Source organism: Streptomyces sp. NPDC054770, assembly GCF_053611985.1.
Window position 1 is genome coordinate 1 of the sequence record NZ_JBSHBL010000049.1, and the last position, 25,708, is coordinate 25,708.

19 protein-coding genes and 2 pseudogenes are annotated in these 25,708 nt (G+C 70.1%); 13 read left to right on the forward strand and 8 right to left on the reverse strand.

Annotated elements, in window-relative coordinates:
• Window positions 1-103: 103 nt before the first annotated feature.
• Window positions 104-1,585, reverse strand: a complete 1,482-nt coding sequence (locus ACWGKQ_RS33775; RefSeq protein WP_453295828.1) for a hypothetical protein — start codon at window positions 1,583-1,585, stop codon at window positions 104-106.
• An 82-nt stretch (window positions 1,586-1,667) separates the two neighbouring features.
• Between ACWGKQ_RS33775 and ACWGKQ_RS33780 the strand changes: the two genes are divergently transcribed.
• Together ACWGKQ_RS33780 and ACWGKQ_RS33785 are read left to right on the forward strand one after the other, a co-directional pair.
• Window positions 1,668-2,846, forward strand: coding sequence for a glycoside hydrolase family 18 protein (locus ACWGKQ_RS33780; protein ID WP_453295829.1), 1,179 nt, complete (start codon window positions 1,668-1,670; stop codon window positions 2,844-2,846).
• A complete protein-coding gene (locus ACWGKQ_RS33785) occupies window positions 2,843-3,832 on the forward strand; it encodes a phosphotransferase family protein (protein ID WP_453295830.1) in 990 nt (329 codons plus the stop codon). Before ACWGKQ_RS33780 ends, ACWGKQ_RS33785 begins: the two co-directional genes overlap by 4 nt.
• Here ACWGKQ_RS33785 and ACWGKQ_RS33790 read toward each other — a convergent pair.
• Genes ACWGKQ_RS33790 through ACWGKQ_RS33805 form a run of 4 tightly spaced genes read right to left on the reverse strand, consistent with a single transcriptional unit; the run spans window position 3,807 to window position 7,670 of the window.
• Window positions 3,807-4,583: a succinate dehydrogenase/fumarate reductase iron-sulfur subunit gene (locus ACWGKQ_RS33790; protein WP_453295831.1), complete on the reverse strand. Its 777-nt coding sequence runs from the start codon at window positions 4,581-4,583 to the stop codon at window positions 3,807-3,809. The two genes, ACWGKQ_RS33785 and ACWGKQ_RS33790, sit on opposite strands and share 26 nt — an antisense overlap.
• Window positions 4,580-6,511 (reverse strand): fumarate reductase/succinate dehydrogenase flavoprotein subunit, encoded by a 1,932-nt coding sequence (locus ACWGKQ_RS33795; RefSeq protein WP_453295832.1) that lies wholly within the window; start codon window positions 6,509-6,511, stop codon window positions 4,580-4,582. The genes ACWGKQ_RS33790 and ACWGKQ_RS33795 overlap by 4 nt, the downstream gene beginning before the upstream one ends.
• Window positions 6,511-7,332, reverse strand: coding sequence for a hypothetical protein (locus ACWGKQ_RS33800; protein WP_453295833.1), 822 nt, complete (start codon window positions 7,330-7,332; stop codon window positions 6,511-6,513). The genes ACWGKQ_RS33795 and ACWGKQ_RS33800 overlap by 1 nt, the downstream gene beginning before the upstream one ends.
• A 47-nt stretch (window positions 7,333-7,379) precedes the next feature.
• Entirely contained in the window at window positions 7,380-7,670 is a 291-nt protein-coding gene (locus ACWGKQ_RS33805) for a hypothetical protein (RefSeq protein WP_351489927.1), read from the reverse strand.
• Between the two features lie 332 nt (window positions 7,671-8,002).
• Between ACWGKQ_RS33805 and ACWGKQ_RS33810 the strand changes: the two genes are divergently transcribed.
• The 7 genes from ACWGKQ_RS33810 (at window position 8,003) to ACWGKQ_RS33840 (ending at window position 19,312) form a co-directional block, all read left to right on the forward strand.
• On the forward strand, window positions 8,003-10,255 hold the full coding sequence (locus ACWGKQ_RS33810) for an ABC transporter family substrate-binding protein (RefSeq protein ID WP_453295834.1): 2,253 nt from the start codon (window positions 8,003-8,005) through the stop codon (window positions 10,253-10,255).
• A 236-nt stretch (window positions 10,256-10,491) separates the two neighbouring features.
• Window positions 10,492-12,399: a translational GTPase TypA gene (gene typA / locus ACWGKQ_RS33815; RefSeq protein ID WP_453295835.1), complete on the forward strand. Its 1,908-nt coding sequence runs from the start codon at window positions 10,492-10,494 to the stop codon at window positions 12,397-12,399.
• A 686-nt stretch (window positions 12,400-13,085) separates the two neighbouring features.
• Window positions 13,086-14,120 (forward strand): ABC transporter permease, encoded by a 1,035-nt coding sequence (locus tag ACWGKQ_RS33820; protein WP_453295836.1) that lies wholly within the window; start codon window positions 13,086-13,088, stop codon window positions 14,118-14,120.
• Between the two features lie 87 nt (window positions 14,121-14,207).
• Window positions 14,208-16,019, forward strand: coding sequence for an ABC transporter substrate-binding protein (locus tag ACWGKQ_RS33825; RefSeq protein WP_453295837.1), 1,812 nt, complete (start codon window positions 14,208-14,210; stop codon window positions 16,017-16,019).
• Window positions 16,020-16,114: 95 nt separating this feature from the next.
• Window positions 16,115-17,095, forward strand: a complete 981-nt coding sequence (locus ACWGKQ_RS33830; protein WP_453295838.1) for an ABC transporter permease — start codon at window positions 16,115-16,117, stop codon at window positions 17,093-17,095.
• A 22-nt stretch (window positions 17,096-17,117) separates the two neighbouring features.
• On the forward strand, window positions 17,118-18,182 hold the full coding sequence (locus ACWGKQ_RS33835) for an ABC transporter ATP-binding protein (RefSeq protein WP_453295839.1): 1,065 nt from the start codon (window positions 17,118-17,120) through the stop codon (window positions 18,180-18,182).
• Between the two features lie 17 nt (window positions 18,183-18,199).
• On the forward strand, window positions 18,200-19,312 hold the full coding sequence (locus tag ACWGKQ_RS33840) for an ABC transporter ATP-binding protein (RefSeq protein WP_453295840.1): 1,113 nt from the start codon (window positions 18,200-18,202) through the stop codon (window positions 19,310-19,312).
• A 188-nt stretch (window positions 19,313-19,500) separates the two neighbouring features.
• On the opposite strand, the pseudogene ACWGKQ_RS33845 reads toward ACWGKQ_RS33840, so the two are convergent.
• Window positions 19,501-19,752: pseudogene (locus ACWGKQ_RS33845) on the reverse strand (alpha/beta fold hydrolase); the annotation flags it as partial.
• A gap of 318 nt (window positions 19,753-20,070) precedes the next feature.
• Complete coding sequence (locus ACWGKQ_RS33850) at window positions 20,071-21,045, reverse strand: LysR family transcriptional regulator (RefSeq protein WP_453295841.1); 975 nt, start codon at window positions 21,043-21,045, stop codon at window positions 20,071-20,073.
• A 109-nt stretch (window positions 21,046-21,154) separates the two neighbouring features.
• Here ACWGKQ_RS33850 and ACWGKQ_RS33855 point away from each other — a divergent pair, with 109 nt between their 5' ends.
• The 3 genes and pseudogenes from ACWGKQ_RS33855 to ACWGKQ_RS33865 all read left to right on the forward strand — a co-directional run.
• Window positions 21,155-21,778 carry a LysE family translocator gene (locus tag ACWGKQ_RS33855; protein WP_453295842.1) on the forward strand — a complete coding sequence of 208 codons (624 nt, stop codon included), beginning with the start codon at window positions 21,155-21,157 and terminating at the stop codon, window positions 21,776-21,778.
• Window positions 21,779-21,898: 120 nt separating this feature from the next.
• On the forward strand, window positions 21,899-22,687 hold the full coding sequence (locus tag ACWGKQ_RS33860; protein WP_453295843.1) for an alpha/beta fold hydrolase: 789 nt from the start codon (window positions 21,899-21,901) through the stop codon (window positions 22,685-22,687).
• A gap of 81 nt (window positions 22,688-22,768) precedes the next feature.
• Window positions 22,769-23,362 (forward strand): annotated as a pseudogene (locus tag ACWGKQ_RS33865) (helix-turn-helix transcriptional regulator); the annotation flags it as partial.
• A gap of 6 nt (window positions 23,363-23,368) precedes the next feature.
• Here the strand turns inward: ACWGKQ_RS33865 and ACWGKQ_RS33870 are convergent.
• Complete coding sequence (locus ACWGKQ_RS33870) at window positions 23,369-24,109, reverse strand: class I SAM-dependent methyltransferase (RefSeq protein WP_453295844.1); 741 nt, start codon at window positions 24,107-24,109, stop codon at window positions 23,369-23,371.
• Window positions 24,110-24,366: 257 nt separating this feature from the next.
• Here ACWGKQ_RS33870 and ACWGKQ_RS33875 point away from each other — a divergent pair, with 257 nt between their 5' ends.
• Window positions 24,367-25,692: an MFS transporter gene (locus tag ACWGKQ_RS33875; protein WP_453295845.1), complete on the forward strand. Its 1,326-nt coding sequence runs from the start codon at window positions 24,367-24,369 to the stop codon at window positions 25,690-25,692.
• Window positions 25,693-25,708 lie beyond the last annotated feature (16 nt).

The following is a 25,708-nucleotide window of genomic DNA, read 5'->3' on the forward strand; positions in this document are numbered from 1 at the left end:
GACGTCCACTAGAACGCGCCCCAAAGGGGCGCGGGGAACTGCGCGAGCAACCCCCGCGCGCCCGCGGCCGCCCGAGAACCCGTCCTGGCACCCCCCTGGCGCGCTACCCCAGCCTCCCCCTGCTCTCCGGCCCCCCGAAGGCCACCACCGGCCCCCCGTCCCCCTCCTCGCCCAGCAGCACACCCCCGAGCACCGCCCCCGCCAACCCGCTCCCATGCGCCGTCTCCCCGGCGAACGGGTTGCCGTGGGCCCGGACATCCCGCTCCGCCAGCTCCCGTGCCTTACGGGCGAGCCGGTCGGCGTCCGCGGGCGCAGCCCGCCCCGCCGCCGCCAGTAGCGCCCGCGCCTCCGCCCCCACCGCCGCCCGATGCGTCCCGACGAAGTCGTCCGCCGCCCCCAGCGCACTCCGCGCCACCAGCGCCGCCCCCGCCGCGATCACCCCGGACCGCCCGCCCCCCATCGCCTCCACCGCCCGTACGACCCGGCGCAGCGCGTCCAACGGGTCGTACGGCCCACCGGTCACCTCCTCCCGTACGGCGGCCAGCGCGGCGTCGGCATGCGTCAGCCGCGGCGGCAGGGCGGTCGCCCGCAGCCCCGCCAGCTCCGCCTCCGCGCCCGTGAGAGCGGCCGGTACCAGTTCCGCCGCCGTCCGCAGCTCCCGCGTCAGCCGTTCTGCCCCGCCCAGCAGCACCCCGGCCTGCGCCACGGCCCCCTCGGCGGCCCGCACCCCCCGCCGGGACCCGTCACCGTCGCCCGAATCGGCGTCCTGGCGAGCCTGGTTGAGCCGTGAGGTCGCGAACACCAGCCGGTCCTTGGCCTGTTCGACGTATCCGACGACGGAGGCGACCGCGGCCGTGCCGTACCGCTCACCCGCCCCGGCCAGCTCGTCCGCCACCCCGCCGGTCCGCCCGGCCAGCTGCCGGAACCGCCCCTCGGCCACCGCCAGCGCATCCCCCGCGTCCCACCCGGCATCGAACTCCGCCGCCCCCGCGTCCAGTTGCCGCCCCGCTTCGGCACACCGCCCGACCACCCCCACCAGCGCCTGACGCCGGCCGGCGTCGTCCCCCGGCACCCCCTCCTCGTACCGCCGCCATATCGCGAACGCCGCCGACAGCTCGGTCGCGGCCGCCCGCAGGGCCCGTACGACGGACTCGCCCCCGTCGACGTACCCGAGCGCCTCCCGGCTGGTGCGTACGCAGTCGTCGGCGAGGACCAGGGAGGCGCGGGCCTGCCGCTCTACGTCGACGGGCGACGGAGCCGGCGGGGCGGGGGAGAGGATCCCCGGCGTGGTGCGGGAGCGGGCCCGCCGTATCCGGCGTACGTATCCGTAGCCGCCGAGGGCGCCGGCCGCCGCGACGGCGACCAGCGGCAGGACGTAGTCGGTGGCCGACGCCCCGTCCGCGGCCTGGGCCGCGGCGACCGTCCCGCCGCCCGCCACGGGAACCGGATCTTGAGCCGTGCTCGTCATCACCGGCAACACCAGCCAAGCCACCCCGGCCACCCCGCCCAGCACCGCATGCCCCACCCGCACACCTATGTGCCCGGTGGCATGCCTCGGCCGACCCCGGAACAAGGATGACGTCACATTTCGGAGGGTATGGGCAGCCAGTCGCCTTCGCGACCGGGACGGAGACGGCCGGGGGACGACGAGACAAGGGGGACAGAACATGAAACGGAGCCCGGAACCAGAGAAAGACCCCGCAGGTACCGCCGAACCGAACTCCCCACAGGCGGCATCCGCACCCTCCGGCGCACCGGACCCCGTACCGGTCCCGCCCGCAGCCGCCGACGCGTCCGAGCCCCCACAGGGGCCACCCGCACCCGACGACGAGCGCCGCCCGGGTTGGGCGGCTGGGAAGAAAATCGGGAAATGGACGCTACGCGTCGCCTTCGTGCTGCTGCTCCCCCTCCTCATCGCCGAGACCGCCCTCCGCATCAACTACACCGGCGACCCCGGGGCCGGTACCTACAGCCGGAGCCGGGACGCCCTCTGGCTCGGGCACGCCTGGGTCGACGGTCGTAAGACCGACGCCGACGTCACCGCCCTCGCCGCCCGGCTCGCGGACACCGGCATACGCGACCTCTACGTCCATGCCGGACCACTGGAACACAACGGCACGCTGCCCAAATCGGCCTATCCCGAGGCCCGTTGGCTGATAACAGCCGTGCATCGAAAACTCCCCGGCGTCCGGGTGCAGGCCTGGCTCGGCGACGAGGTCGCGCCCGAGAAGCCGTACGCCATGCATCTGGAGAAGAAGGAGACGCGGGACGCTGTCGTCGCCTCCGCCCGGCAGGTCGTCGGCGCCGGGTTCGACGGCGTGCACTTCGACCTGGAGCCCCTGCACTCCGGCGACCGGAACTACCTCGCCCTCCTCGACGCCCTGCGCCCCGCGACCCCGCTGCTCTCCGTCGCCGCACACCAGATCGACCCGCTCCCGGCCTTTCACTCCTTCTGGGGTACCGTCACCGGTCATCCCAAATGGTGGTCACAGGAGTATTTCGGGCAAGTAGCCCGTCGGGTGGATCAGATCGCGGTGATGTCGTACGACACCATGCAGCCGCTCCAGAGCCTGTACGGCGGGTACGTCGCCCAGCAGACGAGCCTCGCACTGGAGGTCACACCGCCGGGGACGGACCTTCTGATGGGGCTGCCCTTCTACCACGAGAACCGGTTCGGGCACTGGGCGCACGCCGAGACCGTACCGGCGGCCGTGCGAGGGGTTCGGCTGGGACTGTCACGGACGGACGCGGATCGCGCTACCTTCGGCGTCGCCCTGTATGTCGACTTCGCCGCCACCGAGGATGACTGGACCTCCTATCGGAAGGACTGGGTTCGTACGTCATGACAACCGCTCGTGCCCACCTCACCCGTGACGACCTCGCGTCGCTCTCCCGCGAGGCCCTCGGCCGTGCCCCCGCCGCCGTCAACCGGCTGCGCGGAGGGAGCAAGAAAGGCGTCTACCGGCTCGTCCTCGACAACGGCCGGAGCGCGATCGCGTACGTCTGGTCCCCGGAGGAGGACTACTGGGGGCCCGCCGACGCCGACATCCGCGACCCCCTCGCACACGCCTCGGGTCTCGGCCTCTTCCTGTCCGCCCACGACCTGCTGACCGAACTCGGCGTGCGCACCCCGCGCCTGCTGTTCGCCGACGAGGACACCGAACACCTGCCCGCCTACGCCGCGGTGGTCGAGGACGTCCGCGGCGGCAGCCTGGAGCTGCTGCTGCGCAGCGACCCGGGCGCCGCCCGGGTGCCGCTGGCCCGGCTGGCGGGGACGCTCGGCGCGCTCCGCGAGTGCGTCTCCGCCGGGTACGGCAAGGCCGCCCTGGTGGAGGAGGGCGGGAAACCGCTCGGCAGCTCCTGCGAACAGATCGTCGCGGACCGCGCGCTGCGCGACATCGCGGAGGTGAGCGCACGGGATCCCCGGGTGCGCCAGGTGCGGCAGGCGCTGGCCGAGCGGGTGCACGAGCTCTACGACGCGGTCGAGCCGCGCGACCACGCCTCCCTCGTGCACGGCGAACTCGGCCCGGACCACGTGCTGGTGACCGAGGCGGGAGATCCCGCGCTCATCGACATCGAAGGCCTGATGTACTTCGACGCCGAATGGGAGCACGTCTTCCTCCAGCACCGCTTCGGGCCCGCCTACGACCTGCTGCGCACCGCCGACCTCGACGAGGACCGGACGGCGCTGTACCGGCTGGCGATGCACCTCAACCTGGTCGCCGGGCCGCTGCGGCTGCTGGACGGCGACTTCCCGGAGCGCGAGCCGATGCGGGACATCGCCGAGTCCAACCTCCGGCAGGTGCTCAGCCTCCTGCGGGGCGCCTCCTGATCTTCGAGCCGAGCCACACGAGGGGGTCGTACTTGCGGTCGACCGCCCGCTCCTTCAGGGGGATCAGGGCGTTGTCCGTGATGTGGATGCCCTCGGGGCAGACCTCCGTGCAGCACTTGGTGATGTTGCAGTAGCCGAGACCGTGTTCGTCCTGGGCCGTGCGCTTGCGGTCCAGGCCGGACGCCTCCGCCGCGTCCAGCGGGTGCATGTCCAGTTCGGCGACCCGCATGAGGAAACGCGGGCCGGCGAAGGCCGTCTTGTTCTCCTCGTGGTCGCGCACGACATGGCAGGTGTCCTGGCACAGGAAGCACTCGATGCACTTGCGGAACTCCTGCGAGCGGTCCACGTCCTCCTGGTACATCCGGTACTCGCCGGGGCCGAGGTCGGCAGGCGGTACGAAGGACGGGACCTCCCTGGCCTTCTGGTAGTTGAAGCCGACGTCCGTGACCAGGTCGCGGATGACCGGGAACGCACGCAGGGGCGTGACCGTGATCGTCTCGTCGGGCTCGAAGACCGACATCCGGGTCATGCACATCAGCCGCGGGCGGCCGTTGACCTCCGCCGAGCACGAACCGCACTTGCCCGCCTTGCAGTTCCAGCGGACGGCCAGGTCGGCGGCCTGGGTGGCCTGGATGCGGTGGATGATGTCCAGGACCACCTCGCCGTCGTTCACCTCGACCTTGAAGTCCTCCAGGCCGCCGCCCTCGACATCGCCCCGCCACACCCGGAAGTGGGCCGTGTAGCCGCTCATTCGTACAGCTCCTCTTCGGCGAGGTACTTGACCAGCTCCTCCTTCTCGAAGAGGGCGAGCAGGTCGGCTCGGATGGGGTCGGTGGTCTCGCGGGTGAGGGTGATCTGGCCGCGCTCCGGGTCGGTGGCCGCCAGTCCGCCGGTGGGGTCGGCCAGTCGGCAGAGCAGGTTGACGGGGCGCCACCGGCGGTCCATGACCGGATGGTCCTCGCGGGTGTGCCCGCCGCGCGACTCGGTGCGCTCAAGGGCCGCACGCGCCACACACTCACTCACCAGCAGCATGTTCCTGAGGTCCAGGGCGAGGTGCCAGCCGGGGTTGAACTGCCGGTGCCCCTCCACCCCGGCCCGGCGCGCCCGCACCCGCAGCTCGGCGAGCTTCTCCAGGGCCTGCTCCATCTCGCCCTCCCGGCGGATGATGCCGACCAGGTCGTTCATGGACTGCTGGAGCGCCTGGTGGAGGGTGTACGGGTTCTCCGGCGGGCCGGAGTCCGGGTCCTGGCCCTCGGCGGAGAAGGGCCGCAGCGCCTCGGCCGCCGCCGCGTCGATCTGCTCGTCGTCCACTTCCGGCCGGGAGTCCAGGCCCGCCGCGTGGTCGGCCGCGTGCCAGCCCGCCCGGCGCCCGAACACCAGCAGGTCGGAGAGCGAGTTGCCGCCGAGCCGGTTGGAGCCGTGCATGCCGCCGGCCACCTCACCGGCCGCGAACAGCCCCGGCACGCCACGGGCGGCGGCGGTGTCGGAGTCCACCGCGACCCCGCCCATCACGTAGTGGCAGGTCGGCCCGACCTCCATCGCCTCCGCCGTGATGTCGACGTCGGCCAGCTCCTTGAACTGGTGGTACATGGACGGCAGCCGGCGCCGGATCACCTCGGCCGGCATCCGCGTCGACACGTCCAGGAAGACCCCGCCGTGCGGGGAGCCGCGGCCCGCCTTCACCTCGGAGTTGATCGCGCGGGCCACCTCGTCGCGGGGGAGCAGCTCCGGGGGACGCCGGTTGTGGTCCGGGTCCTCGTACCAGCGGTCGCCCTCCTCCTCGGACTCGGCGTACTTCTCCTTGAAGACGTCCGGGATGTAGTCGAACATGAACCGCTTGCCCTCGGAGTTCCTGAGCACCCCGCCGTCGCCGCGCACCGACTCGGTGACCAGGATCCCCTTCACCGACGGCGGCCAGACCATGCCGGTCGGGTGGAACTGCACGAACTCCATGTTGAGCAGCGGCGCGCCGGCCAGCAGGGCGAGCGCGTGCCCGTCACCGGTGTACTCCCACGAGTTCGACGTCACCTTGAAGGACTTGCCGATGCCGCCGGTCGCGATGACGACGGAGGGCGCTTCGAGGACGAAGAAGCGGCCGGTCTCCCGCTCGTACGCGAAGACCCCGGAGACACGTGTGCCGTCCTTGAGGATCCTGGTGACCGTGCACTCCTGGAAGACCTTGAGCCGGGACTCGTAGTCGCCGGTCTCCTTCTTGTCCTCCTGCTGGAGCGAGACGATCTTCTGCTGCAGGGTCCGGATCAGTTCGAGGCCCGTGCGGTCGCCGACGTGGGCGAGGCGCGGGTACTCGTGGCCGCCGAAGTTGCGCTGGGAGATCTTCCCGTCCTTCGTGCGGTCGAAGAGGGCGCCCCAGGTCTCCAGCTCCCAGACCCGGTCCGGGGCCTCCTTGGCGTGCAGCTCGGCCATCCGCCACTGGTTGAGGAACTTGCCGCCGCGCAGGGTGTCGCGGAAGTGGACCTGCCAGTTGTCGTGCTCGTTGACGTTGGCCATGGCCGCCGCGATGCCGCCCTCGGCCATCACCGTGTGCGCCTTGCCGAACAGCGACTTGCAGATCACCGCCGTACGGGCGCCCCGCTCGCGCGCCTCGATCGCGGCGCGCAGGCCCGCGCCGCCGGCCCCGACCACGACGACGTCCCACTCCTGCCGGTCCACCACGGGCATCAGAAAAACCTCGGATCGTCGAAGACACCGGACGCGAGCAGGTAGACGTAGAAGTCGGCGAGCGCCACGCTCACCAACGACGCCCAGGCGAGCTGCATGTGGCGGGCGTTGAGCTTGCCCACGACCTGCCAGGCCTTGTAGCGCACGGGGTGTTTGGAGAAGTGCTTGAGCTTGCCGCCGACGATGTGCCGGCAGGAGTGGCAGGACAGCGTGTACGCCCAGATCAGCACGATGTTGACCAGGAAGACGAGGGTGCCGAGGCCCATGTGGCCCCAGTTCTCGTGGGTGTCCCGGAACGACAGGACCGTGTCGTAGGTCAGCACGCCGGCGACCAGCAGGGCGAAGTAGAAGAAGTACCGGTGGACGTTCTGCAGGATCAGCGGGAAGCGGGTCTCACCGGTGTACTTCGCGTGCGGCTCGGCCACCGCGCAGGCCGGCGGGGACGCCCAGAAGCTGCGGTAGTACGCCTTGCGGTAGTAGTAGCAGGTCAGGCGGAAGCCCAGCGGGAAGATCAGGACGATGATCGCCGGGGAGATCGCCCACCAGCTGCCGAAGAGGTCGGCGTTCGGGCCGGACGGCATGGTCTTGCAGTTCTCGGCCAGACACGGCGAGTAGAACGGCGAGACGTACGGCGCCGAGTAGTAGTGCGCGTTCGAGAAGGCCCGCCAGGTCGAGTAGACGACGAACGCGAACAGACCGGCCGCGGTGACGGCGGGTGCCAGCCACCAGCGGTCGGTCCGCAGGTGCGGGGCGGAGATCGCGGCGCGCGTACGGGTGCGTACGCCGCCGCTGTTCTGATGTGGTTCCGTACCAGTGGCCAACGGATGACTCCGGTCGGGTCGGGGGCGGGGGCCTGCGGGCGGCGCTCCTACGGGGCGTGCCGGTCGCGGGCGCCGAGACCCTCGTCGTCCGTGTCCGTCCACAGGTTGATGTCGTACGGATCGTCGGAGATGGTGACGAGCTCGGGGCGTTTGCCCGGGGCGCCGGTGTTGGCCGCCTCCCGCAGCAGCGCCACGCTCTCGCGCAGGTGATCGGCGTCGGATCGGACGCGGCGCATCTCCAGTCCGCCGCTCCCGAGCTGCTGCTCCAGGCGGCCGACGGACCGGTTCAGGTCTTCTAGGCAACGCTGGACTGACGTCAGGTCGTCGTGCACGGACATGACGTGACCTCACTTCCGCGGACTTCATGGTCCAAGGCGGCAACGTTCATGCGCCTGCGAGTGTTGCGCGTCACACCTACTGATGTGAAGCCATGTGCAGCGATTGGCGGATTGCACGCCTCCGTCGCACGCCCGCACGCGCTCTGTGTGCGCCGGGACATTGCGCCGTACGAGTGGGCTTTCGCAGCCCCCGCCGCCGTGTCGTACCCGGCCTACGGACCCCGTCGATTTCAGTGGGGTCCGTACTTCTGACGTACATGTGATCAACTCCAAAATACCCCCAAATGTGCATAGACCGCACCCGTGTGACGGGCCTCCCGGAGGTAGCAGAGATGTCTCACCACGGCGTCAGCCGGAGCGCCCCGTCAGGGGCGCGGGACCGCATCGACTTGCGGCTTCGCCGCGGGGCGCGACCAGCCACGACGGCGCCGCAGCCGAACGACGGCGGCACTCCCCGGCGCTACCAGCGAAGCCTCGCCTTCCTCGCCGCGGGCGCCCTCGCCGTGCCCCTCCTCGCCGGCTGCGGTTCCGGCGACGAGGCGAGCAAGCCGCTGGCCGGCCAGGAGATCGTGCCGGTGGCCAGGGACGCGGTCGCCGAGGGCGGCACCCTGAAGATGGCCGTGGACGCCGTACCGGAGACCCTCAACACCTTCCAGGCCGACGCCGACGCGGGCACCACCCGGGTCGCCCAGGCCGTCCTGCCGTCGATGTTCACCATCGACGCCACCGGGAAGCCGGTCCGCAACCCCGACTACCTGGAGTCCGCGAAGGTCATCGAGACCGAGCCGCGCCAGGTCGTCCTGTACAAGCTCGACCAGCAGGCCGTCTGGAGCGACGGCCGGGAGATCGGCGCCGCCGACTTCGCCGCCCAGTGGCGCGCCCTGTCCGGCAAGGACTCCGCCTACTGGACCGCCCGCAACGCCGGCTACGACCGCATCGCCCAGATCGAACGCGGCGCCAACGACCTGGAGGTCCGGGTCACCTTCGACCGGCCGTACGCCGACTGGAAGTCGCTGTTCTCGCCGCTGTACCCGAAGGACGTCATGGGCACCCCGGACGCCTTCAACGACGGTGCCCGCCGCAAGCTCGCCGTCACCGCGGGCCCCTTCCGGGTCGACAAGGTCGACACCGCCAAGAAGGACGTGATCCTCACCCGCAACCCGCGCTGGTGGGGCCGCCCGGCCAAGCTCGACGAGATCGACCTGCACGCCGTGGACCGCGAGAAGCGGGCGTCCGCGCTCGCCGCCGGCACGGTCGACGTCGCCGACATCGACGCCGCCGAGGCCGAGCGGATCACCATCGCCGGCCGCGAGAAGGGCACCGGCCTGCCGTTGCAGGGCGCCGGGAAGACCTCCGCCAAGAAGCTGCGGTCCTGGGCGCTGACCCTCGGCATGGACGAGGAGAAGCTGCCCGACGGGCCGAAGAAGCTCCGCCGGAGTATCGCCAAGTGGCTGGAGCAGCAGCACGAACTGCGTGACTTCGACGTCCGCAGGTCGCTGGAGCCCGCCTACACCCAGCTCGCCCTCAACGGCTCCGAGGGCCCGCTCGCCGACGACCGGGTGCGCCGGGCCGTCGCCCGCGCCCTCGACCGCCAGTCGCTCGCCAAGCTGGTGCTCACCCCGCTGGGGCTGCCCGCGGTGCCGGTGGGCAGCCACGTCGCCCTGTCCGGGCAGGCCGCCTACACCGACGGCAGCGGGGCCATCGGCGGGCTCGACACCCACGAGGCGCAGGCGCTGCTCGCCGACGCGGGCTGGGTGGCCGGCGGGCCGGTCAAGGCCGCGGGCAAGGCGGCCGGCGCGGAGGACGAGAAGAAGGGCGACAAGGGCGACAAGGGCGACAAGGGGGAGCAGGGCGACGAGTCCGACGGCGGGCACGACGGGCAGTACATCGTCGGCGAGGACGACAAGGCCCACGACAAGGACACCCGCGACCACCAGAAGGACCACGCCCACGGGGCGCCGGGGGCGTACGCGCCCAGGGGCACGGCGGCACCCAGGGGCGCCGGGGCGCCGGCCGGGCCGCTGGCCAAGGACGGCAAGGCGCTCTCGCTGCGGTTCGTGCTGCCGTCGGGGCCGGGCTCGGAGACGCTCCAGACGGTCGCCGGGCAGATCTCGAAGATGCTGGACAAGGTGGGCATCGCGACCGAGATCCACAAGGTCTCGGACGACAGCTACTTCAAGGACCACATCGCGTCCGGGCAGTACGACCTCGCGCTGTACTCGTGGCCGTCGTCGGCGTTCCCGGCGACGGACGCGCGGCCGATCTACGCGAAGCCGGTGGTGGCGGCCGACGGGTCGCTGAACGTCGAGCAGAACTACACGCGGGTCGGCACCGACCAGGTGGACCAGCTCTTCGACCAGGCGCTGGGCACGCTGGACGAGGACGAGGCGGACGGGCTGCTGCGCAAGGCGGACTCCAGGATCTGGGCGTCGGCCGGGTCGCTGCCGCTGTACCAGCGGCCGCAGCTCGTGGGCGCCCGCAAGGACCTGGTGAACGTGGGCGCCTTCGGCTTCCAGACGCCGGTCTACGAGGACATGGGCTTCCTGAAGAAGGGGGCGAAGGTGTCGCCGAGCCCGAGCAAGTGACCGCCGTGTGGATGACCGCCGTGGGCAGGCGTTCCGCAGGGCGGAACGGGTGGGCACGGCCCGCAGCGCCGGGTGCGCAGAAGCCAAGCTGAAGTGCACTGACGTATCCCGGCGCGCCCCAGCGTCGGCGGCCCCGTACCATGGGGTGAGGCCGTGGCGTGTTCAGCCCGGCAGGGTCCGCGTAACACCGACGTACGCGCAGGCCCCTTCCTCACACTCCGGGAGTACGCCGCATCATGGCCACGCGCCACGACATCCGCAACGTCGCCATCGTCGCCCACGTCGACCACGGCAAGACGACCCTCGTCGACGCCATGCTGAAGCAGGCCGGTGCCTTCGCAGCGCACGCCGCCGAGTCGCTCGACGACCGAATGATGGACTCGAACGACTTGGAGCGTGAGAAGGGCATCACGATCCTGGCCAAGAACACGGCCGTGAAGTACCACCCCAAGGATGGCGGCGACGTCATCACCATCAACATCATCGACACCCCGGGCCACGCCGACTTCGGTGGCGAGGTCGAGCGCGGTCTGTCGATGGTGGACGCGGTGGTGCTGCTGGTCGACGCCTCCGAGGGCCCGCTGCCCCAGACCCGCTTCGTGCTGCGCAAGGCGCTGCAGGCCCGCCTGCCCGTCATCCTGTGCATCAACAAGACGGACCGCCCCGACTCGCGCATCGACGAGGTCGTGAACGAGGCCTACGACCTCTTCCTCGACCTCGACGCCGACGAGGACCAGATCGAGTTCCCGATCGTCTACGCGTGTGCGCGGGACGGCGTGGCCTCGCTGACCAAGCCCGAGGACGGCACCGTCCCGCAGGACAGCGACAGCCTGGAGCCGTTCTTCTCCACCATCCTGTCGCACGTCCCGGCCCCCGAGTACGACGAGTCGGCCCCGCTCCAGGCGCACGTCACCAACCTGGACGCCGACAACTTCCTCGGCCGTATCGCGCTGCTCCGTGTCGAGCAGGGCGAGCTGCGCAAGGGCCAGACCGTCACGTGGATCAAGCGTGACGGCACGATGTCCAACGTGCGCATCACCGAGCTGCTGATGACCGAGGCGCTCACCCGCAAGCCCGCCGAGATGGCAGGACCGGGCGACATCTGTGCCGTCGCGGGTATCTCGGACATCATGATCGGCGAGACCCTCGCCGACCCCGAGAACCCGATCCCGCTGCCGCTGATCACGGTCGACGAGCCGGCGATCTCGATGACCATCGGCACGAACACCTCGCCGCTGGTCGGCCGTGGCGGTACCGGCAAGGGTGCCGACAACAAGGCCGCGGTCAAGGACCGCAAGGTCACCGCCCGCCAGGTCAAGGACCGCCTCGACCGCGAGCTGGTCGGCAACGTCTCGCTCCGGGTGCTCGACACCGAGCGTCCGGACGCCTGGGAGGTCCAGGGCCGCGGTGAGCTGGCGCTCGCCATCCTGGTCGAGCAGATGCGCCGCGAGGGCTTCGAGCTGACCATCGGCAAGCCGCAGGTCGTCACGAAGGACGTCGACGGCAAGACGTACGAGCCCGTCGAGCGCATGACGATCGACGTGCCCGAGGAGCACATGGGCGCGGTCACGCAGCTCATGGGCGTCCGCAAGGGCCGGATGGACAACATGTCCAACCACGGCTCGGGCTGGGTCCGCATGGAGTTCGTGGTGCCGTCCCGGGGTCTCATCGGCTTCCGGACCGAGTTCCTGACGCAGACCCGCGGCACGGGCATCGGCCACTCCATCCACGAGGGTCACGAGCCCTGGTTCGGCCCGCTGCAGACCCGTAACAACGGCTCGCTGGTCGCCGACCGCTCCGGTGCCGTCACCGCCTTCGCGATGACGAACCTCCAGGAGCGCGGTGTGCTGTTCACCGACCCCGGCACCGAGGTGTACGAGGGCATGATCGTCGGCGAGAACTCGCGCTCCGACGACATGGACGTGAACATCACCAAGGAGAAGAAGCTCACGAACATGCGGTCTTCCTCGGCCGACTCGTTCGAGGCGATCGTGCCGCCGCGCAAGCTCTCCCTGGAGCAGTCGCTGGAGTTCTGCCGCGACGACGAGTGCGTCGAGGTGACCCCGGAGGCCGTTCGCATTCGCAAGGTGAACCTGGACGCCCGCGAGCGGGCCCGCGCCGCCAGCCGCGCCAAGCACGGCTGATCGCAGGACATCTGAGCCCGGGTGCCCCCATGATGGGGGTGCCCGGGCTTTTTGCAACCCATTTTCGAGCGGGCGGAAGTCGGCCATCCCCGCCCCGTTGTCCGAAATGCGGAGATCCACGCCCGATACCCATGTAACAAGTCCGTTTCGCGGCCTTCTCCCGTCGAACACTTTGTCCATTTTTCGGAAGAACTAGGCGCCAGCTGTGACTGAATTGAGATTTAAAGACGGTGGTCGGCACCTGGCTCATGGCAGATAGTTAGCCGCGTAGCGCTCGGGTCAATGGGTCTCGCGCTGTGGGGACAGCGCCCGACTCACGAGCATCTGGGGGTGTCTGACCCTCCGTCAGGGGTGTCGGAGGGTATGGACGGAAGCCTCCTGTTGGCGAACACGTGAAGTCATGAGGAGAAGTCCCATGTGCACTGTCACAGGCACCAGGCGGGTTCCGTCGGCGGCTTCGGCCGCTCTGTCCGACTGCCCATGTTCGTCCGGCGGTCGGTTCTGAAGCAGCGGCCGGTCGCGTAGCGCCGTCGCTCGCCTACGCGCGTCCGGCTGCGGCATTCCCGCTTGCTCCGGGGATGTCCTGACGCTTCGTCGGATCACGCTTCATCGGATCATGCCGCAGCGGCCGCGCCCTCGTGCCGGCCGCGGGTTCGGCACACCCACACCTGTGAATTGGACGAACTGTGACAAGTCCTACGGACATTGAGGGTGGCGGAAGGTCGGCCGTCGTGGACGGCGGACCGGAGCCCGACACGAAGACCCAGGCCGAACAGCTTACGGGTCGGTCCCCGGGCCAGTTGATGTGGCTGCGCTTCAAGCGCGACCGCACCGGCGTCATCTCGGCGTTCGTCGTGGCCTTCTTCTTCGTCGTCGCGGCGGCGGCCCCGCTGATCTCGAAGCTGTACGGCAAGAACCCGTACACCATCTACGCCGACGAACGCCCGGAACTCTTCGACAGCGCGGGTGTGCCGGTGCAGCCCAACGGCGGCATCAGCAGCGAGTTCTGGTTCGGCCTCGAACCGGGCAACGGCTACGACGTGTTCACCAAGCTGATCTACGGCATCCGGACCTCGCTGATGATCTCCGTGGCGGTCACTGTCGCGGTCGTCCTCACCGGAATCCTCCTCGGTGTCACGGCCGGCTACCTCGGCGGCAAGACCGACTTCTTCATCGGGCGGCTCATCGACTTCCTGCTCGCCTTCCCCGCGCAGCTGTTCTTCATCGCCAGCATGCCGGTGGTGGTCTCGCTGTTCGTCAGCCCGCGCGACCAGACGCCGACCTACGTGCGCGTCGTCGCGCTGATCGCCGTCCAGTGGGTGCTCGGCTGGATGAGCCTCGCCCGCATCCTGCGCGGCACGACACTGGCCCTGCGAGAACGGGAGTTCATCGAGGCGGCCAAGGTGAGCGGCGCCTCGCCGTGGCGGATCATCCGCAAGGAGATCCTGCCGAACGTGGTGACACCGCTGCTGGTGCAGACCACGTACACGCTTCCGTACCTCGTCACGAGCGAGGCGGGCCTGTCGTTCCTCGGCGTCGGCATCGTCGAGCCCACGCCCGACTGGGGCCAGATGTTCTCCAAGGCCTCGACCGAACTCGTCCTGCAGAACGACATCACGTACATGTTCTTCCCCGGCGTCTCGATGGTCGTCTTCATCGTCGCCTTCAACCTGCTCGGGGACTCGGTCCGGGATGCCTTCGACCCCAAGACGGCGCGCTGACCGACAGTTTGTGGGCGTCCGCGCCCGGATACCGCACGGCCATTTCCTTCGCACCGGCGTACACACAGATGGGTGGATACCACAGTGATGAGTAGGGGCGGACGCCATGCATACGCCGCTTTGTCGATATTCGCGGCCGGGGCACTCGTGCTCAGCGGTTGCAGCAAAGGCGGCAGCAACGCGAGCGACAACGAGAAGAAGGACCAGCAGAACGCCAAACGGCAGCAGGCGTCGATCAAGTTCGGCGACGCGAAGGACTCGACAGGACCCGCGGCCGCCGTGCCGGGCGCGAAGACCGGCGGCACCCTGGAAGTGCTGCAGCGCGACTCCTACGCGCACCTCGACCCCGGGCAGATCTACGTCTCCGACGAGGGCTCGCTCGCCACGCTGATCCACAGAGGCCTCACGGGCTACAAGGCCACCGGCACCGACGGCAGCAAGCACGAGGTCGTCGGCGACCTGGCCACCGACTCCGGCACCACCACGGACGGCGGCAAGACCTGGAAGTACACGCTCAAGGACGGCATCAAGTTCTCCGACGGGACGCCGATCACGTCCGCGGACTTCCGCCAGACCTACGAGCGGCTCTTCGCGTCCTTCATCAACCAGGGCCCGACGTACCTCCAGCAGTGGCTGGCCGACACCAACGGCGCCGACTACCGCAAACTGCTCCCGGACGGCCCCTACAAGGGCAAGCACCTGCCGGACAGCATCCTGGAGACCCCGGACAGCAAAACCGTCATCTTCCACTTCAAGACCCCGCACCCGGACCTGCCGTACGCGCTCGCCATGGCGGGCTACGCGGTCGTCTCCAAGAAGGGCGACACGAAGGAGAAGTACGACAAGGCCCCGGTGACCAGCGGCCCGTACAAGATCCAGTCGTTCAAGTCCGGCAAGTCGATGGTGCTGGTCAAGAACACCAACTGGGACCCGAAGACGGACCCGATCCGCAACCAGTACGTGGACCAGATGGACTTCTCCTTCAACGTCCAGTACGAGGACTCCACCAAGGCGCTCCTGGCCGACACGGGTGCCGACCAGACCGGCATCAGCTTCAACAACTCGGTGGACGCGGGCAACATCTCCGCGGTCCTCGGCGGCGACGCGGCCGTCAAGGCCCGCACGGTCGCCGGTTACCAGCCCTACGTCGGCCAGGTCAACATCAACATGAAGCACTCGGCGCTGCAGGACAAGACGGTCCGCGAGGCCATCGCCTACGCCCTGCCGATCACCCCGATCATCCGTGCCTTCGGCGGCAGTTCGGCCGCGGAGGTGGCCGGCGGCTTCATCAGCCCGACGGTCAGCGGCTACGACGCCTCCTTCGACCCGTGGGGCAAGAGGAAGAACCCGGGCGGTGACGCGGCCAAGGCGAAGGCACTGCTGAAGAAGGCCGGCAAGCTCGGTCTGAAGCTGACCTACGGCTACCAGAACACGCCCGAGGGCCAGCAGTACTCCACCGCCATCGCCGCGGCCCTGGAGAAGGCCGGCTTCAACGTGCAGCGGCAGGACATCCCCGCCGAGACGTACTACGACCAGGTCGGCAAGGTCGACAACAACTACGACATCTACGCCTCCGCCTGGGGCGCCGACTGGCCGTCCGCCTCGACCGTGATCCCGCCGGTGTTCGACGGCCGCGGAGTCGCCGACGGCTCGCCCAACTACTCGCACGTCAACGACGCCAAGGTCAACGCCGACATCGACGCCGCGAACAAGATCAGCGACCCGGTCAAGTCGGCCGCCGCGTGGGAGAAGATCGACCAGTACCTGGCCAAGGACGTCATCAACGCCGTCCCGACCATCTACTACAAGCAGGTCCAGATCGCCGGATCCAAGGTCGGCGGCCTCGTCTACGACGACGTGATCGGCGGCATCGACCCGCGTCGCCTGTACCTCAAGTAATCCCACCTGTCCGACCGGTACCCGGTGCGTGAGACCGCCGAGAGCGTCATCGCACCGGGTACCGCCCGGCCCGCCGACGTCAGAAAGCCCCTCGCATGCTGCGCTTCCTCGTCCGCCGGATCCTCGGTGCCGTCGTCATCCTCTTTCTGTTGAGCATCGTGACGTTCTTGCTGTTCTTCGGGATGCCACGCGACCCGGCGCTGCTGATGTGCGGCAAGACCTGCAATCCGACCAGCCTCGCCAACATCCACCATGTGCTGGGCCTCGACAAGCCGATCCCCGAGCAGTATTGGATCTTCCTGCACAACCTGATCCTGGGCAGCGACAAGTTCGCCCAGGGCCCCTGCCCCGCCCCCTGCTTCGGGTACTCGTACCACACCAACGACCCGGTCTGGTCGACCATGACAGACCGGCTGCCCACCACGTTCTCGCTCACCCTGGGTGCCGCGGTGGTGTTCCTGATCGCGGGTCTGGGCACCGGGATGCTCGCCGCGTGGAAGCGGGGGACACTGCTCGACAAGACGGTCACCGCCGGTTCGATGGTGGTCAGTTCGATGCAGATCTACTTCCTCGGACCACTGGCCCTCGCCGCCCTTGTCTACCAGTCCCACATCTTCGACAAGCCCGCCTACAACAACTTCACCGCGGACCCGGTCACCTGGTTCACCGGGCTGATCATCCCGTGGGTGGTGCTCTCCACGATCTTCGCCTCGCAGTACACCCGTATGGCGCGCTCGTCGATGATCGAGCAGCTCCAGGAGGAACACGTCCGCACCGCCCGCGCCAAGGGCATGTCCCGCAGATACGTCTTCTTCCGCTACGCCTGGCGCGGCTCACTGATCCCGATCATCACCATCTTCGGTATCGACCTCGGCTCGCTGCTCGGCGGTGCCATCATCACGGAGTACACCTTCGGACTGCCCGGCCTCGGGCGCCTCGCGGTGGAATCCGTGCAGTTCAGCGATCTGCCGTTGCTGCTGGGCGTCATGCTGTTCTCCGCCTCCATGATCCTGCTGTGCAACATCATCGTCGACGCGGCCTACGCGTTCATCGACCCGCGTGTCCGGCTGGCCTAGGCCGGGCAGGAGGAGAACCGTCGTGACTACTCAGACCAAGGACGCCGGCACCCCCGCCCCGGCCGACGCGGGTGCCTTCCTCTCGGTGCGGGACCTGCACGTCAGCTTCAAGACCGAGGACGGCGTGGTACGGGCCGTGGACGGGCTGTCCTTCGACGTGGCGCGGGGCAGGACCCTCGGGATCGTCGGCGAGTCGGGCTCCGGGAAGTCGGTCACCAACCTGACCATCCTCGGCCTGCACAACCCCCAGTTCACCACGGTCGAGGGCGAGATCCTCCTGGACGGCCAGGAGTTGATCACCGCCCGCGAGTCCGAACTGGAGAAGGTACGCGGCAACAAGGCCGCCATGATCTTCCAGGACCCGCTCACCGCGCTGTCGCCGTACTACACGGTCGGCCGGCAGATCGCCGAGCCGTTCATGAAACACCGGGGCGCCTCCAAGCGGGCGGCCTGGGAGCGGGCGGTCGAGATGCTCGCCAAGGTCGGCATCCCCAACCCGAAGGAGCGGGCGAAGGACTACCCGCACCAGTTCTCCGGCGGCATGCGCCAGCGCGCCATGATCGCCATGGCCCTGGTCTGCGACCCCGACCTGCTCATCGCCGACGAGCCGACCACCGCCCTGGACGTGACCGTCCAGGCGCAGATTCTGGACCTGCTCAAGGACCTGCAACAGGAGTTCGGATCCGGCATCATCTTCATCACCCACGACTTGGGGGTGATCGCCGACATGGCCGACGACATCATGGTGATGTACGCGGGCAGCGCGGTGGAGCGCGGCACGACGGCCGAGGTGCTGCGCGCGCCCCAGCACCCGTACACCTGGGGCCTGCTGAACTCGATGCCGCGCCTGGACTCCGACCTGGACACGCCGCTGCACCCGATTCCCGGCGCCCCGCCCTCCCTGCTGAACCCGCCCTCCGGCTGCCGCTTCCACCCGCGCTGCACCTTTCAGGACCGGGTGGCGGGCGCCGGCCGCTGCGTCACCGAACGCCCGCTCCTGGCCCCCGACCGCGCCTCGGCATGCCACCTGACGGCGGACCAGAAACGCACCATCTTCCTCGAAGAGATCAAACCCCGACTGGCCTAGGTCCTGGAGGACACGTCATGACTGAGGACATGGTCCTCCCGGCACAGCGCGAACCGGTCACCGTGGGGGAGCCTCTCCTGGAGGTCTCCGGGCTGACCAAGTACTTCCCGGTCAAGGGCGGCTTCCCGATCCGGCGCACGGTCGGGCACGTCCAGGCCGTGGACGGCATCGACCTGACCGTACGGGTGGGGGAGAGCTTCGGCCTGGTCGGCGAGTCCGGCTGCGGCAAGTCCACGACCGGCCGGCTGATCACCCGCCTGCTGGAACCGACGAACGGCACGATCAGCTACCGCGGCCAGGACATCAGCCACGCCTCGCGCAGAGAACTGGCGCCGATCCGCTCCGAGATCCAGATGATCTTCCAGGACCCGTACTCGTCGCTGAACCCGCGCCAGACGGTCGGCAAGATCATCGCGGGTCCGATGGAGATCAACGGGATAGAGCCGGAGGGCGGCCGCGAGAAGCGAGTCAGGGAGCTGCTGGAGATCGTCGGCCTCAACCCCGAGCACTACAACCGCTTCCCGCACGAGTTCTCCGGCGGCCAGCGCCAGCGCATCGGCGTGGCCCGCGCCCTGGCCCTGGAACCGAAGCTGATCGTCGCCGACGAACCGGTCTCCGCCCTGGACGTCTCCATCCAGGCCCAGGTGGTCAACCTCCTCCAGGAGGTGCAGCGCGAACTGGGCATCGCCTTCCTCTTCATCGCCCACGACCTGGCGATCGTGCGGCACTTCTCGCACCGGGTCGCGGTGATGTACCTCGGCAAGATCATCGAGGTCGGCGACCGGGAGGCGATCTACGCCCGCCCCCGCCACCCCTACACCCATGCCCTCCTGTCCGCCGTCCCCGAGGTCAGCCTCACGGACGACGGCGAGTCGGTCGGCCGCGAGCGCATCCGGCTGGCCGGCGACGTCCCGTCCCCCATCTCCCCGCCCTCCGGCTGCCGTTTCCGCACCCGCTGCTGGAAGGCCCAGGACAAGTGCGCGACGGAGGAACCCCCGCTGGTCCGGATCTCCGGCAACGACGAGGGCCACCTCACGGCCTGCCACTTCCCGGAGGACCCGACGACGGAGGCCCGCGACGAGGACATCGTGCTGGACCCGGCGCTGGTGGCACTGGAGGAGGAGGGCTGAGCGCTCCGCCGGAAGCGCCGCGATCTGCCGGCTGACGACTGCGGGGCCGTCGTGGCCGGTCGCGCCCACGCGGCGCAGCCGCATAGTGATACAGCCCCGCGTCCCTTCGAGGCGCTGCCGAACCGCAGCGGACTTCACCGGACCCGCCCAGCCCTCGGCCCTCTCGACGCCGGGCGGTGGCGGGCCGGTCAGGCCGTGTTCGCGGCCGTGCCCTCCGCCGTGTCCGCCGCCGTGGCCAGGAGCCGGGCCAGCTCGGCGGGCCGGGTCACCATGGGCCAATGGCCCGAGTCGATGTCGGCGAAGTCGACGTGCTTGGCCCGGGCGAGCTCCGGGACGTCTCCGCCGTCGATCCACTCCTGTGCCTGCGCGGGCGTGAACTCCGGGCACACGACGACGACCGGGACGTCGAACCGCCGTTCGTCGGCCAGCCGCAGCTCGCCAGCTCGCCGAAGGCGCTCAGCGGCGGCGGCCAGGACGCCTCGGACGCCGTGACCAGCCCGGTCACACGAAGACCATCCCAATACCGCCCGGTGTCGGCAGCCCGGATCGCACCCCGGACGCGGCATCCTCGGCGACCTGGCCGGTTCGGACAAGGAGTCCCAGGAGGTCAGCATGCTCGCGCTGCACCTGCTCCAGTCCGCGTGAAGCGCCGACGACGCGGCGGGGTGGCCAACGCCGACTGCCGTGGCTTCTGCCACCCCCGGGCTACGGCGAGGCCGGCCGGCGACCAGGCGGTGTCGATTCAGGACCGGGGCTTTTCAGGCTCCGTGCGGTGAGTCCGACGAGCGTTGTTCTTCTTGCAAGGGAGCCTCCCAGGTGGCGGTGATGTCGCGGGCCACATCGCGTAGGAGGTCGATCAGCATGTCTGCGAGTGGTGTGAGGCTGGCGTCGGTCTTGGTCAGGGCGTAGAGCTGGCGGTAGGGCCTGGGGTGGGCCAGTTCGCGATGGGTGGTGCCGGGCGCATGGGTCAGGGCCAGGCGCGATACCAGAGCCACAGCGCTGCCTGTCCCGACGAGGGCCTGGACAACGTCGTAGGACTCGGTCTCGAACCGCACGGTGGGAGTGAAGCCGGCCTCGCGGGCGGTGTCGTGGAACTGTTCGCGGGCGGCGTGGCCGGCCAGGATGGAAACCCACGATTCGTCGCGCAGTTGTTTCAGGCGCAGTTCGGTGTCCGCGGGCTGCCCGGTGGCCAGTGGGTGGTCGTCGGGGAGAACCACGACCATCGGGTCCAGCAGGAGCGGGTGGGCGCGAAGGTGCGGTGGCGGCGCGAGCGGTGTGCCCCAGGACGCGACGATGGCGAGGTCCAGGCGCCCTGCGCTGATCTCGTCCGCTCCGCGTCCGGACACCACGTCCACGACGGAGACGTCGGCGTCCGGATGGCGGTGCCGCAGGGCCGTCAGGGCGGGTGGCAGCAGGTGCAGGGCAGCAGCCTGGAACGTTCCGATCCGCAGCCGTAGGGAGAGGTGACCGAGCAGCGCGGCCAGTTGTGCCTCGGCCTTGTCCGACGCCTCCTCCACGGTTCGACCGTGGGAGGCGAGCAGCGCACCGGCTGCGGTGAGCGTTGCTCCCCGAGGACCACGGATGACCAGGGGCACCTGCCAGTCGCGCTCGGCCTTGACCACCTGCTGTGTGACCGCCGCGGGCGAGAGCTTCAGGGCGTGAGCCGCCGCCGTCAAGGAGCCGTGCCGCTCGATCAACGCGAGAAGCCGGAGTTGTCCCGGGTCCACCACCATTCACTAACCCTAACGCTGCACCGTTCTCTTTTAACTTCTCTTATAGGTGCGGGAGAGGAAGCCTGGTGGTGCACCCATTGACCGCAATCCCTGGAAGGGTTCTTTCCCCATGCCTACGCATGTGCCCGTCTTCATCGCCACCACATTGCTGCTGGCGATGCTGCCAGGCGCGAGTCAGGCCATGATGATCCGGCAGGTTCTGGAAGGCGGGCAACGCACCGTCCGAGGCACGCTCGCGGGCAACGCCACCGGCTTCTTGCTGTGGTCCACGGCCGCCGCGGCCGGGCTGTCCGCTGTCCTGCTGGCCAGCCCGCACGCGTACGCGGTGCTCCGGATCGCAGGCGGCATCGTGCTGATGATCCTCGGGGTGAACACGCTGCGGACCGCGCTCACCACCGCATCCAGCCGTCCGCCCCGCGAGGGCGGGCGCCGCACCGGCTTCGCGGGCGGATACCTCACCGGCCTGAGCACCAACCTCGGCAACCCGAAGGCCGGCGTGTTCGCCGTCTCGGTGCTGCCCCAGTTCGTGACGGCGAAGGGCCCGGTGTTCCTGTCGACCGTCGCCCTGGGAGCTCTGTGGGCGCTCGTCAGTGCCTCTTGGTACCTGTTGCTCACCTGGGCCGTCGGCCGGGGGCGCGCCTTGGTGTCGCGGCCGACTGTCCTGCGGGGGCTCAGTGTGACGACCGGCGTCGTCCTGCTGGGGCTGGGCGCCGCGGTGGCAGCGGGTGTCTGAGGGCCGGGCCGGTACAGGTTGCCCTGCACGGCTGGTGGCGACAGAGCACACCAAGGCGGTCGCCCCGGCTTCACCGCCCACTCAGGCCCGGACAGATCCCACGCGGGAGCGAGGAAGCCGATGACGCACGCGATGACACCGGACGGAACCCGCATCGCCTACCAGCTCCAGGGCCAGGGGACGCCGCTGGTCCTGCTGGCGGGTCAGGCCAACAACCACCACTGGTGGGACGCGATTCGCGCCGACTTCCATGCCGCTCGCAGCACCCTCACGCTCGACTACCGTGGCACCGGCGACAGCGACAAGCCCGACACCCCCTACAGCACCGAACTGTTCGCCCAGGACGTCATCGCCGTCCTCGACGAACTCGGCATCGACCGGGCCGACGTCTACGGTGCGTCCATGGGCGGACGGGTGGCCCAGCAGCTCGCGGCCCGCCACCCCCACCGGGTGGGTGCCCTGGTTCTCGGCTGCACCTCACCCGGCGGCCCGCACAGCGTCGAACGGGGCGACGACGTCCGCCAAGCCCTGGCGCAACCTCAGCCTGGAGCCGCGCGACAGGCCCTGCTGGAGCTGATGTACACCCCCCGATGGCTCGCCTCCCATCCCGGCTCGCACCACACCCTCGGCGACCCCGGTATGCCTGCCCACGTCCGGCGCCACCACCTCGCGGCCAGCAACCGGCACGACGCCTGGGACATCCTGCCGGACATCAGCGCACCCACCCTGGTCGTCCACGGAAGCGACGACCTGCTCAACCCCACCGCCAACGCACACCTGCTCACCGTCCGCATCCCCAACGCCCGACTCCATCTGATCCCCGAAGCCCGGCACGCCTACTTCGAGGAGTTCCGCACCCACGCCAGCCCCCTCGTCCTGGACTTCCTCACCACCGCGTACAAGCCGTAAGAACAGCGCAGCCGATACCCGGGCACCCTGCACCCGGGATACCTGCCGTGCACCGGCGACGCCCCGACCCCGGACTCTCAGCTGTGCGAGTACGCGTCGGCCGCGCCCGACCCGTACTCGACGCGCCCGGACCCGGCCGTCACCAGCGAACTGGTCGACGCCGTCGCGGCCCGGCGCCGGGTCGCGGTCGGGTACCGCAGTGAGGCCGGCGACGAGTGGGAGGAGGAGGTGGATCCCTGGTCCCTCGTCGTCCGCTACGGGCGCTGGTACCTGCTGTGCCATTCCCATCGCGTGGACGGGATCCGCACCTACCGGGGCGACCGGGTCCGCGGGGTCCGGCCGACCGGACGCGGGTTCGCTCCTCCCAAGGGCCTGGACCCGGTCGCGGTGCTGGAGGAGAACCTGGGCCTCGGCTGGGAACTCGCCACCCGCGTGGTCTTCGACGCCCCCCTGGCCGAGGTGGCCCCGTGGATCCGGCCGCCCATGAGACGGGTCGAGCCCCTCGGAGCGGACCGGTGCGTGCTGGTCGGCAGCACCCGCAACCCCGACATGTACGCGCAGGAGTGGCTGGCGCGGGTCCCGTTCCCGTTCCGCGTCGAGGGCGGGGCGGAACTGCGTGCCGCGGTCGCGGCGCTCGGGGCGCGGTTCACGGCAGCGGCGGCGGGACCGCCGTAACCGCTCCTAGAGGTGCCGCGCGACGGTGATGATCTCGGGGCTGCCGGAGGTGACCGGCCCGCGCGCCCAGTCGCCGTACTGCTCGACGACCTCCAGACCGGCGGCGCCCAGGAAACCGGCGAGGGTGTCGGGGCCGAGGAAGCGGAGGGTGGAGCGGCACACCTGGGGCTGCGCCCAGGCCCCGCCCTCGTACGTCTCGGTGAAGGTCACCCGTTCCCCGCTCGGCGGCCCCTCGACCTCGTGCCAGACCCGGACGGCGCGGCCGTCGGGGCCGGTGACATGCCGTGCGCGGTCGGGGGTCCAGCCCTCCCAGGCCCGGGCGGCGGGGTTACGGGTCTCGAACACGAAGCGCCCCGTCGTGGACAGCGCACTGCGTACGGCGGTCAGTGCCGCCCTCAACTCCTCGTCCCCGAGCAGTTCCTGGAACGCGTGGCCGGTCATGACGACGAGGTCGAAGTCGTCGGCGTCCCAGCGGCGGGAACGCAGATCACCGAGCGTCCACTCGACGGCGGGTTCCGCACGCCGGGCCTGCACGAGCATCGCGGCGGCCGGATCGAGCCCCATCAGCCGCCCGCCGTGCCCCTCCTCGCGGGCCTGCCGCAGCAGCCGCCCGGTACCGCAGCCGACATCGAGCACCGACCTGGCGGACATCACCAGGTCCAGGTAGAAGTCGTCACCCGGCCCCCACGGGTTGAGGCTGTCGTAGAGCGCGGCGAGCGAGAGATCCGCGTACGAATGATCGACCACCGCGGCAGTGTGCCACACGATGTTGAACGCCGGGTCAGGAACGGCCTTCTTCTTGAGCAGCTATCAACTTCTCGCTGAGCAGCGGATTTTGACGGCACCCGGGAAGGTGCTTGCCTCCCGAGCCGGAACAGGCCGGAGATGTGCGGGAACTCCACGCCGAGGCTGTGCCTCATGCCGTCGGCGCGTGATTCGGACTTGGCGGGAAGAGGGCGTGAGGGCGACCTGCCCCAGGCGGCGAGGGCGTAAGGTGCCCGTTCATGTCTGCCGCTGAGCACCCCCCTTCCTTGCTGCGCAACGCCGGTTTCGTGCGTCTCGCGCTCGCCCGGATCATTTCCGTCCTCGGCAACGGATTCGCCCGGATCGCGCTGGCTTTCGCGGTGCTCTCACTGCCCGGTGCGACCCCGGGCGAGCTCTCCCTCGTCGTCGCCTGCCAGGCGGTACCGCAGCTCGCTCTGGTCCTGGTGGGCGGTGTGATCGCGGACCGGGTCTCACGCTCCGCGCTGATGGCCGTGTCGGATGTGCTGGGCGCCCTCTCCTACGGCGGCCTCGCGGCCATGGTGCTCAGCGGTCACGCCCCCGTCGCCGCCCTGTGCGCGCTCGCCGTCACGGCGGGAACCGCGACCGCCCTCTTCGCGCCCGCGATGGACGGGGTCGTCCCGCAACTGGTGCCGGCCGAGGCTCTCCAGCGAGCCAACGGCCTGTTGCGGGTCGGCACCAACACCTCCCTGCTGCTGGGGCTGGCCCTGTCGGGCGTGACCGTCGCATGGGTCGGTGCGGGCTGGGCGCTGGCCGTCAACGGTCTGTCCTTCGTGGCCAGCGCCGCGCTCACCGCCTCGCTGCGGCTGCACCGCCGGCCACGGAAGTCCGCCTCGGGCTGGGCCGATCTGCGCGAGGGCTGGCGGGAGTTCGCCTCCCGTCAGTGGCTGTGGGTGGTCGTCGTCCAGTTCTCCCTAGTGATAGCCGCCACCAACGCCAACGCCGGCGTACTCGGTCCGCTGGCCGCGCGCGCCCACTTCGGTGGGGCCCGGGCCTGGTCGCTGGTGGTGGCCGCGCAGGCCCTGGGGGCCGTGGCGGGCGCCGGCATCGCGGCCCGTACGCGCGTCACCCGGCCGATCCTGGCGGCGGTCCTGTTCACCCTCCCCGCCGCCCTGCCCCTGGCCCTCCTGGGGGCCGGAGCGCCGCTGTGGGCCGTTGCCGGGGGCGCCTTCACCGCAGGCGTCAGCATGGACTTCTTCGGTGTGCTGTGGTCCACCACCGTGCAGCGTGAAGTCCCCGAGGAGGCCCTGTCCCGGGTCAGCTCCTACGACTGGTTCGGCTCGCTCGCCCTCGCCCCGCTCGGCCTCGCCGCGGCGGGACCCGCTGCCGACGCCTACGGCACCGACCGGATGCTGGTGGTCTGCGCGATCCTGATCGTCACGGCCAGCCTCGCCGCTCTCCTGTCGCCCGGGGTGCGGTCACTGCGGTCGGCACCGGGTGCCGACCGGCCCGAGCCCCTCGAAGCCGGTACGGCGACACCGGCCGCCTCGCCGCAGGCGGACGGGCCGGCCCCCGGCACCGGCCAGGGCGGGTCCGCGCGTTCCTGAGAGCGCCCAGGGGCAG

Excerpts from the sequence above, each read along its gene's own strand:
- ACWGKQ_RS33850 (WP_453295841.1), bottom strand. The coding sequence starts at position 21,045 with ATGGTGGTGGACCCGGGACAACTCCGGCTTCTCGCGTTGATCGAGCGG.
- ACWGKQ_RS33875 (WP_453295845.1), top strand. The coding sequence starts at position 24,367 with ATGTCTGCCGCTGAGCACCCCCCTTCCTTGCTGCGCAACGCCGGTTTC.
- ACWGKQ_RS33785 (WP_453295830.1), top strand. The coding sequence starts at position 2,843 with ATGACAACCGCTCGTGCCCACCTCACCCGTGACGACCTCGCGTCGCTC.
- ACWGKQ_RS33860 (WP_453295843.1), top strand. The coding sequence starts at position 21,899 with ATGACGCACGCGATGACACCGGACGGAACCCGCATCGCCTACCAGCTC.
- ACWGKQ_RS33810 (WP_453295834.1), top strand. The coding sequence starts at position 8,003 with ATGTCTCACCACGGCGTCAGCCGGAGCGCCCCGTCAGGGGCGCGGGAC.
- ACWGKQ_RS33805 (WP_351489927.1), bottom strand. The coding sequence starts at position 7,670 with ATGTCCGTGCACGACGACCTGACGTCAGTCCAGCGTTGCCTAGAAGAC.
- ACWGKQ_RS33855 (WP_453295842.1), top strand. The coding sequence starts at position 21,155 with ATGCCTACGCATGTGCCCGTCTTCATCGCCACCACATTGCTGCTGGCG.
- ACWGKQ_RS33825 (WP_453295837.1), top strand. The coding sequence starts at position 14,208 with ATGAGTAGGGGCGGACGCCATGCATACGCCGCTTTGTCGATATTCGCG.
- typA (WP_453295835.1), top strand. The coding sequence starts at position 10,492 with ATGGCCACGCGCCACGACATCCGCAACGTCGCCATCGTCGCCCACGTC.
- ACWGKQ_RS33830 (WP_453295838.1), top strand. The coding sequence starts at position 16,115 with ATGCTGCGCTTCCTCGTCCGCCGGATCCTCGGTGCCGTCGTCATCCTC.
- ACWGKQ_RS33790 (WP_453295831.1), bottom strand. The coding sequence starts at position 4,583 with ATGAGCGGCTACACGGCCCACTTCCGGGTGTGGCGGGGCGATGTCGAG.
- ACWGKQ_RS33780 (WP_453295829.1), top strand. The coding sequence starts at position 1,668 with ATGAAACGGAGCCCGGAACCAGAGAAAGACCCCGCAGGTACCGCCGAA.
- ACWGKQ_RS33840 (WP_453295840.1), top strand. The coding sequence starts at position 18,200 with ATGACTGAGGACATGGTCCTCCCGGCACAGCGCGAACCGGTCACCGTG.
- ACWGKQ_RS33795 (WP_453295832.1), bottom strand. The coding sequence starts at position 6,511 with ATGCCCGTGGTGGACCGGCAGGAGTGGGACGTCGTCGTGGTCGGGGCC.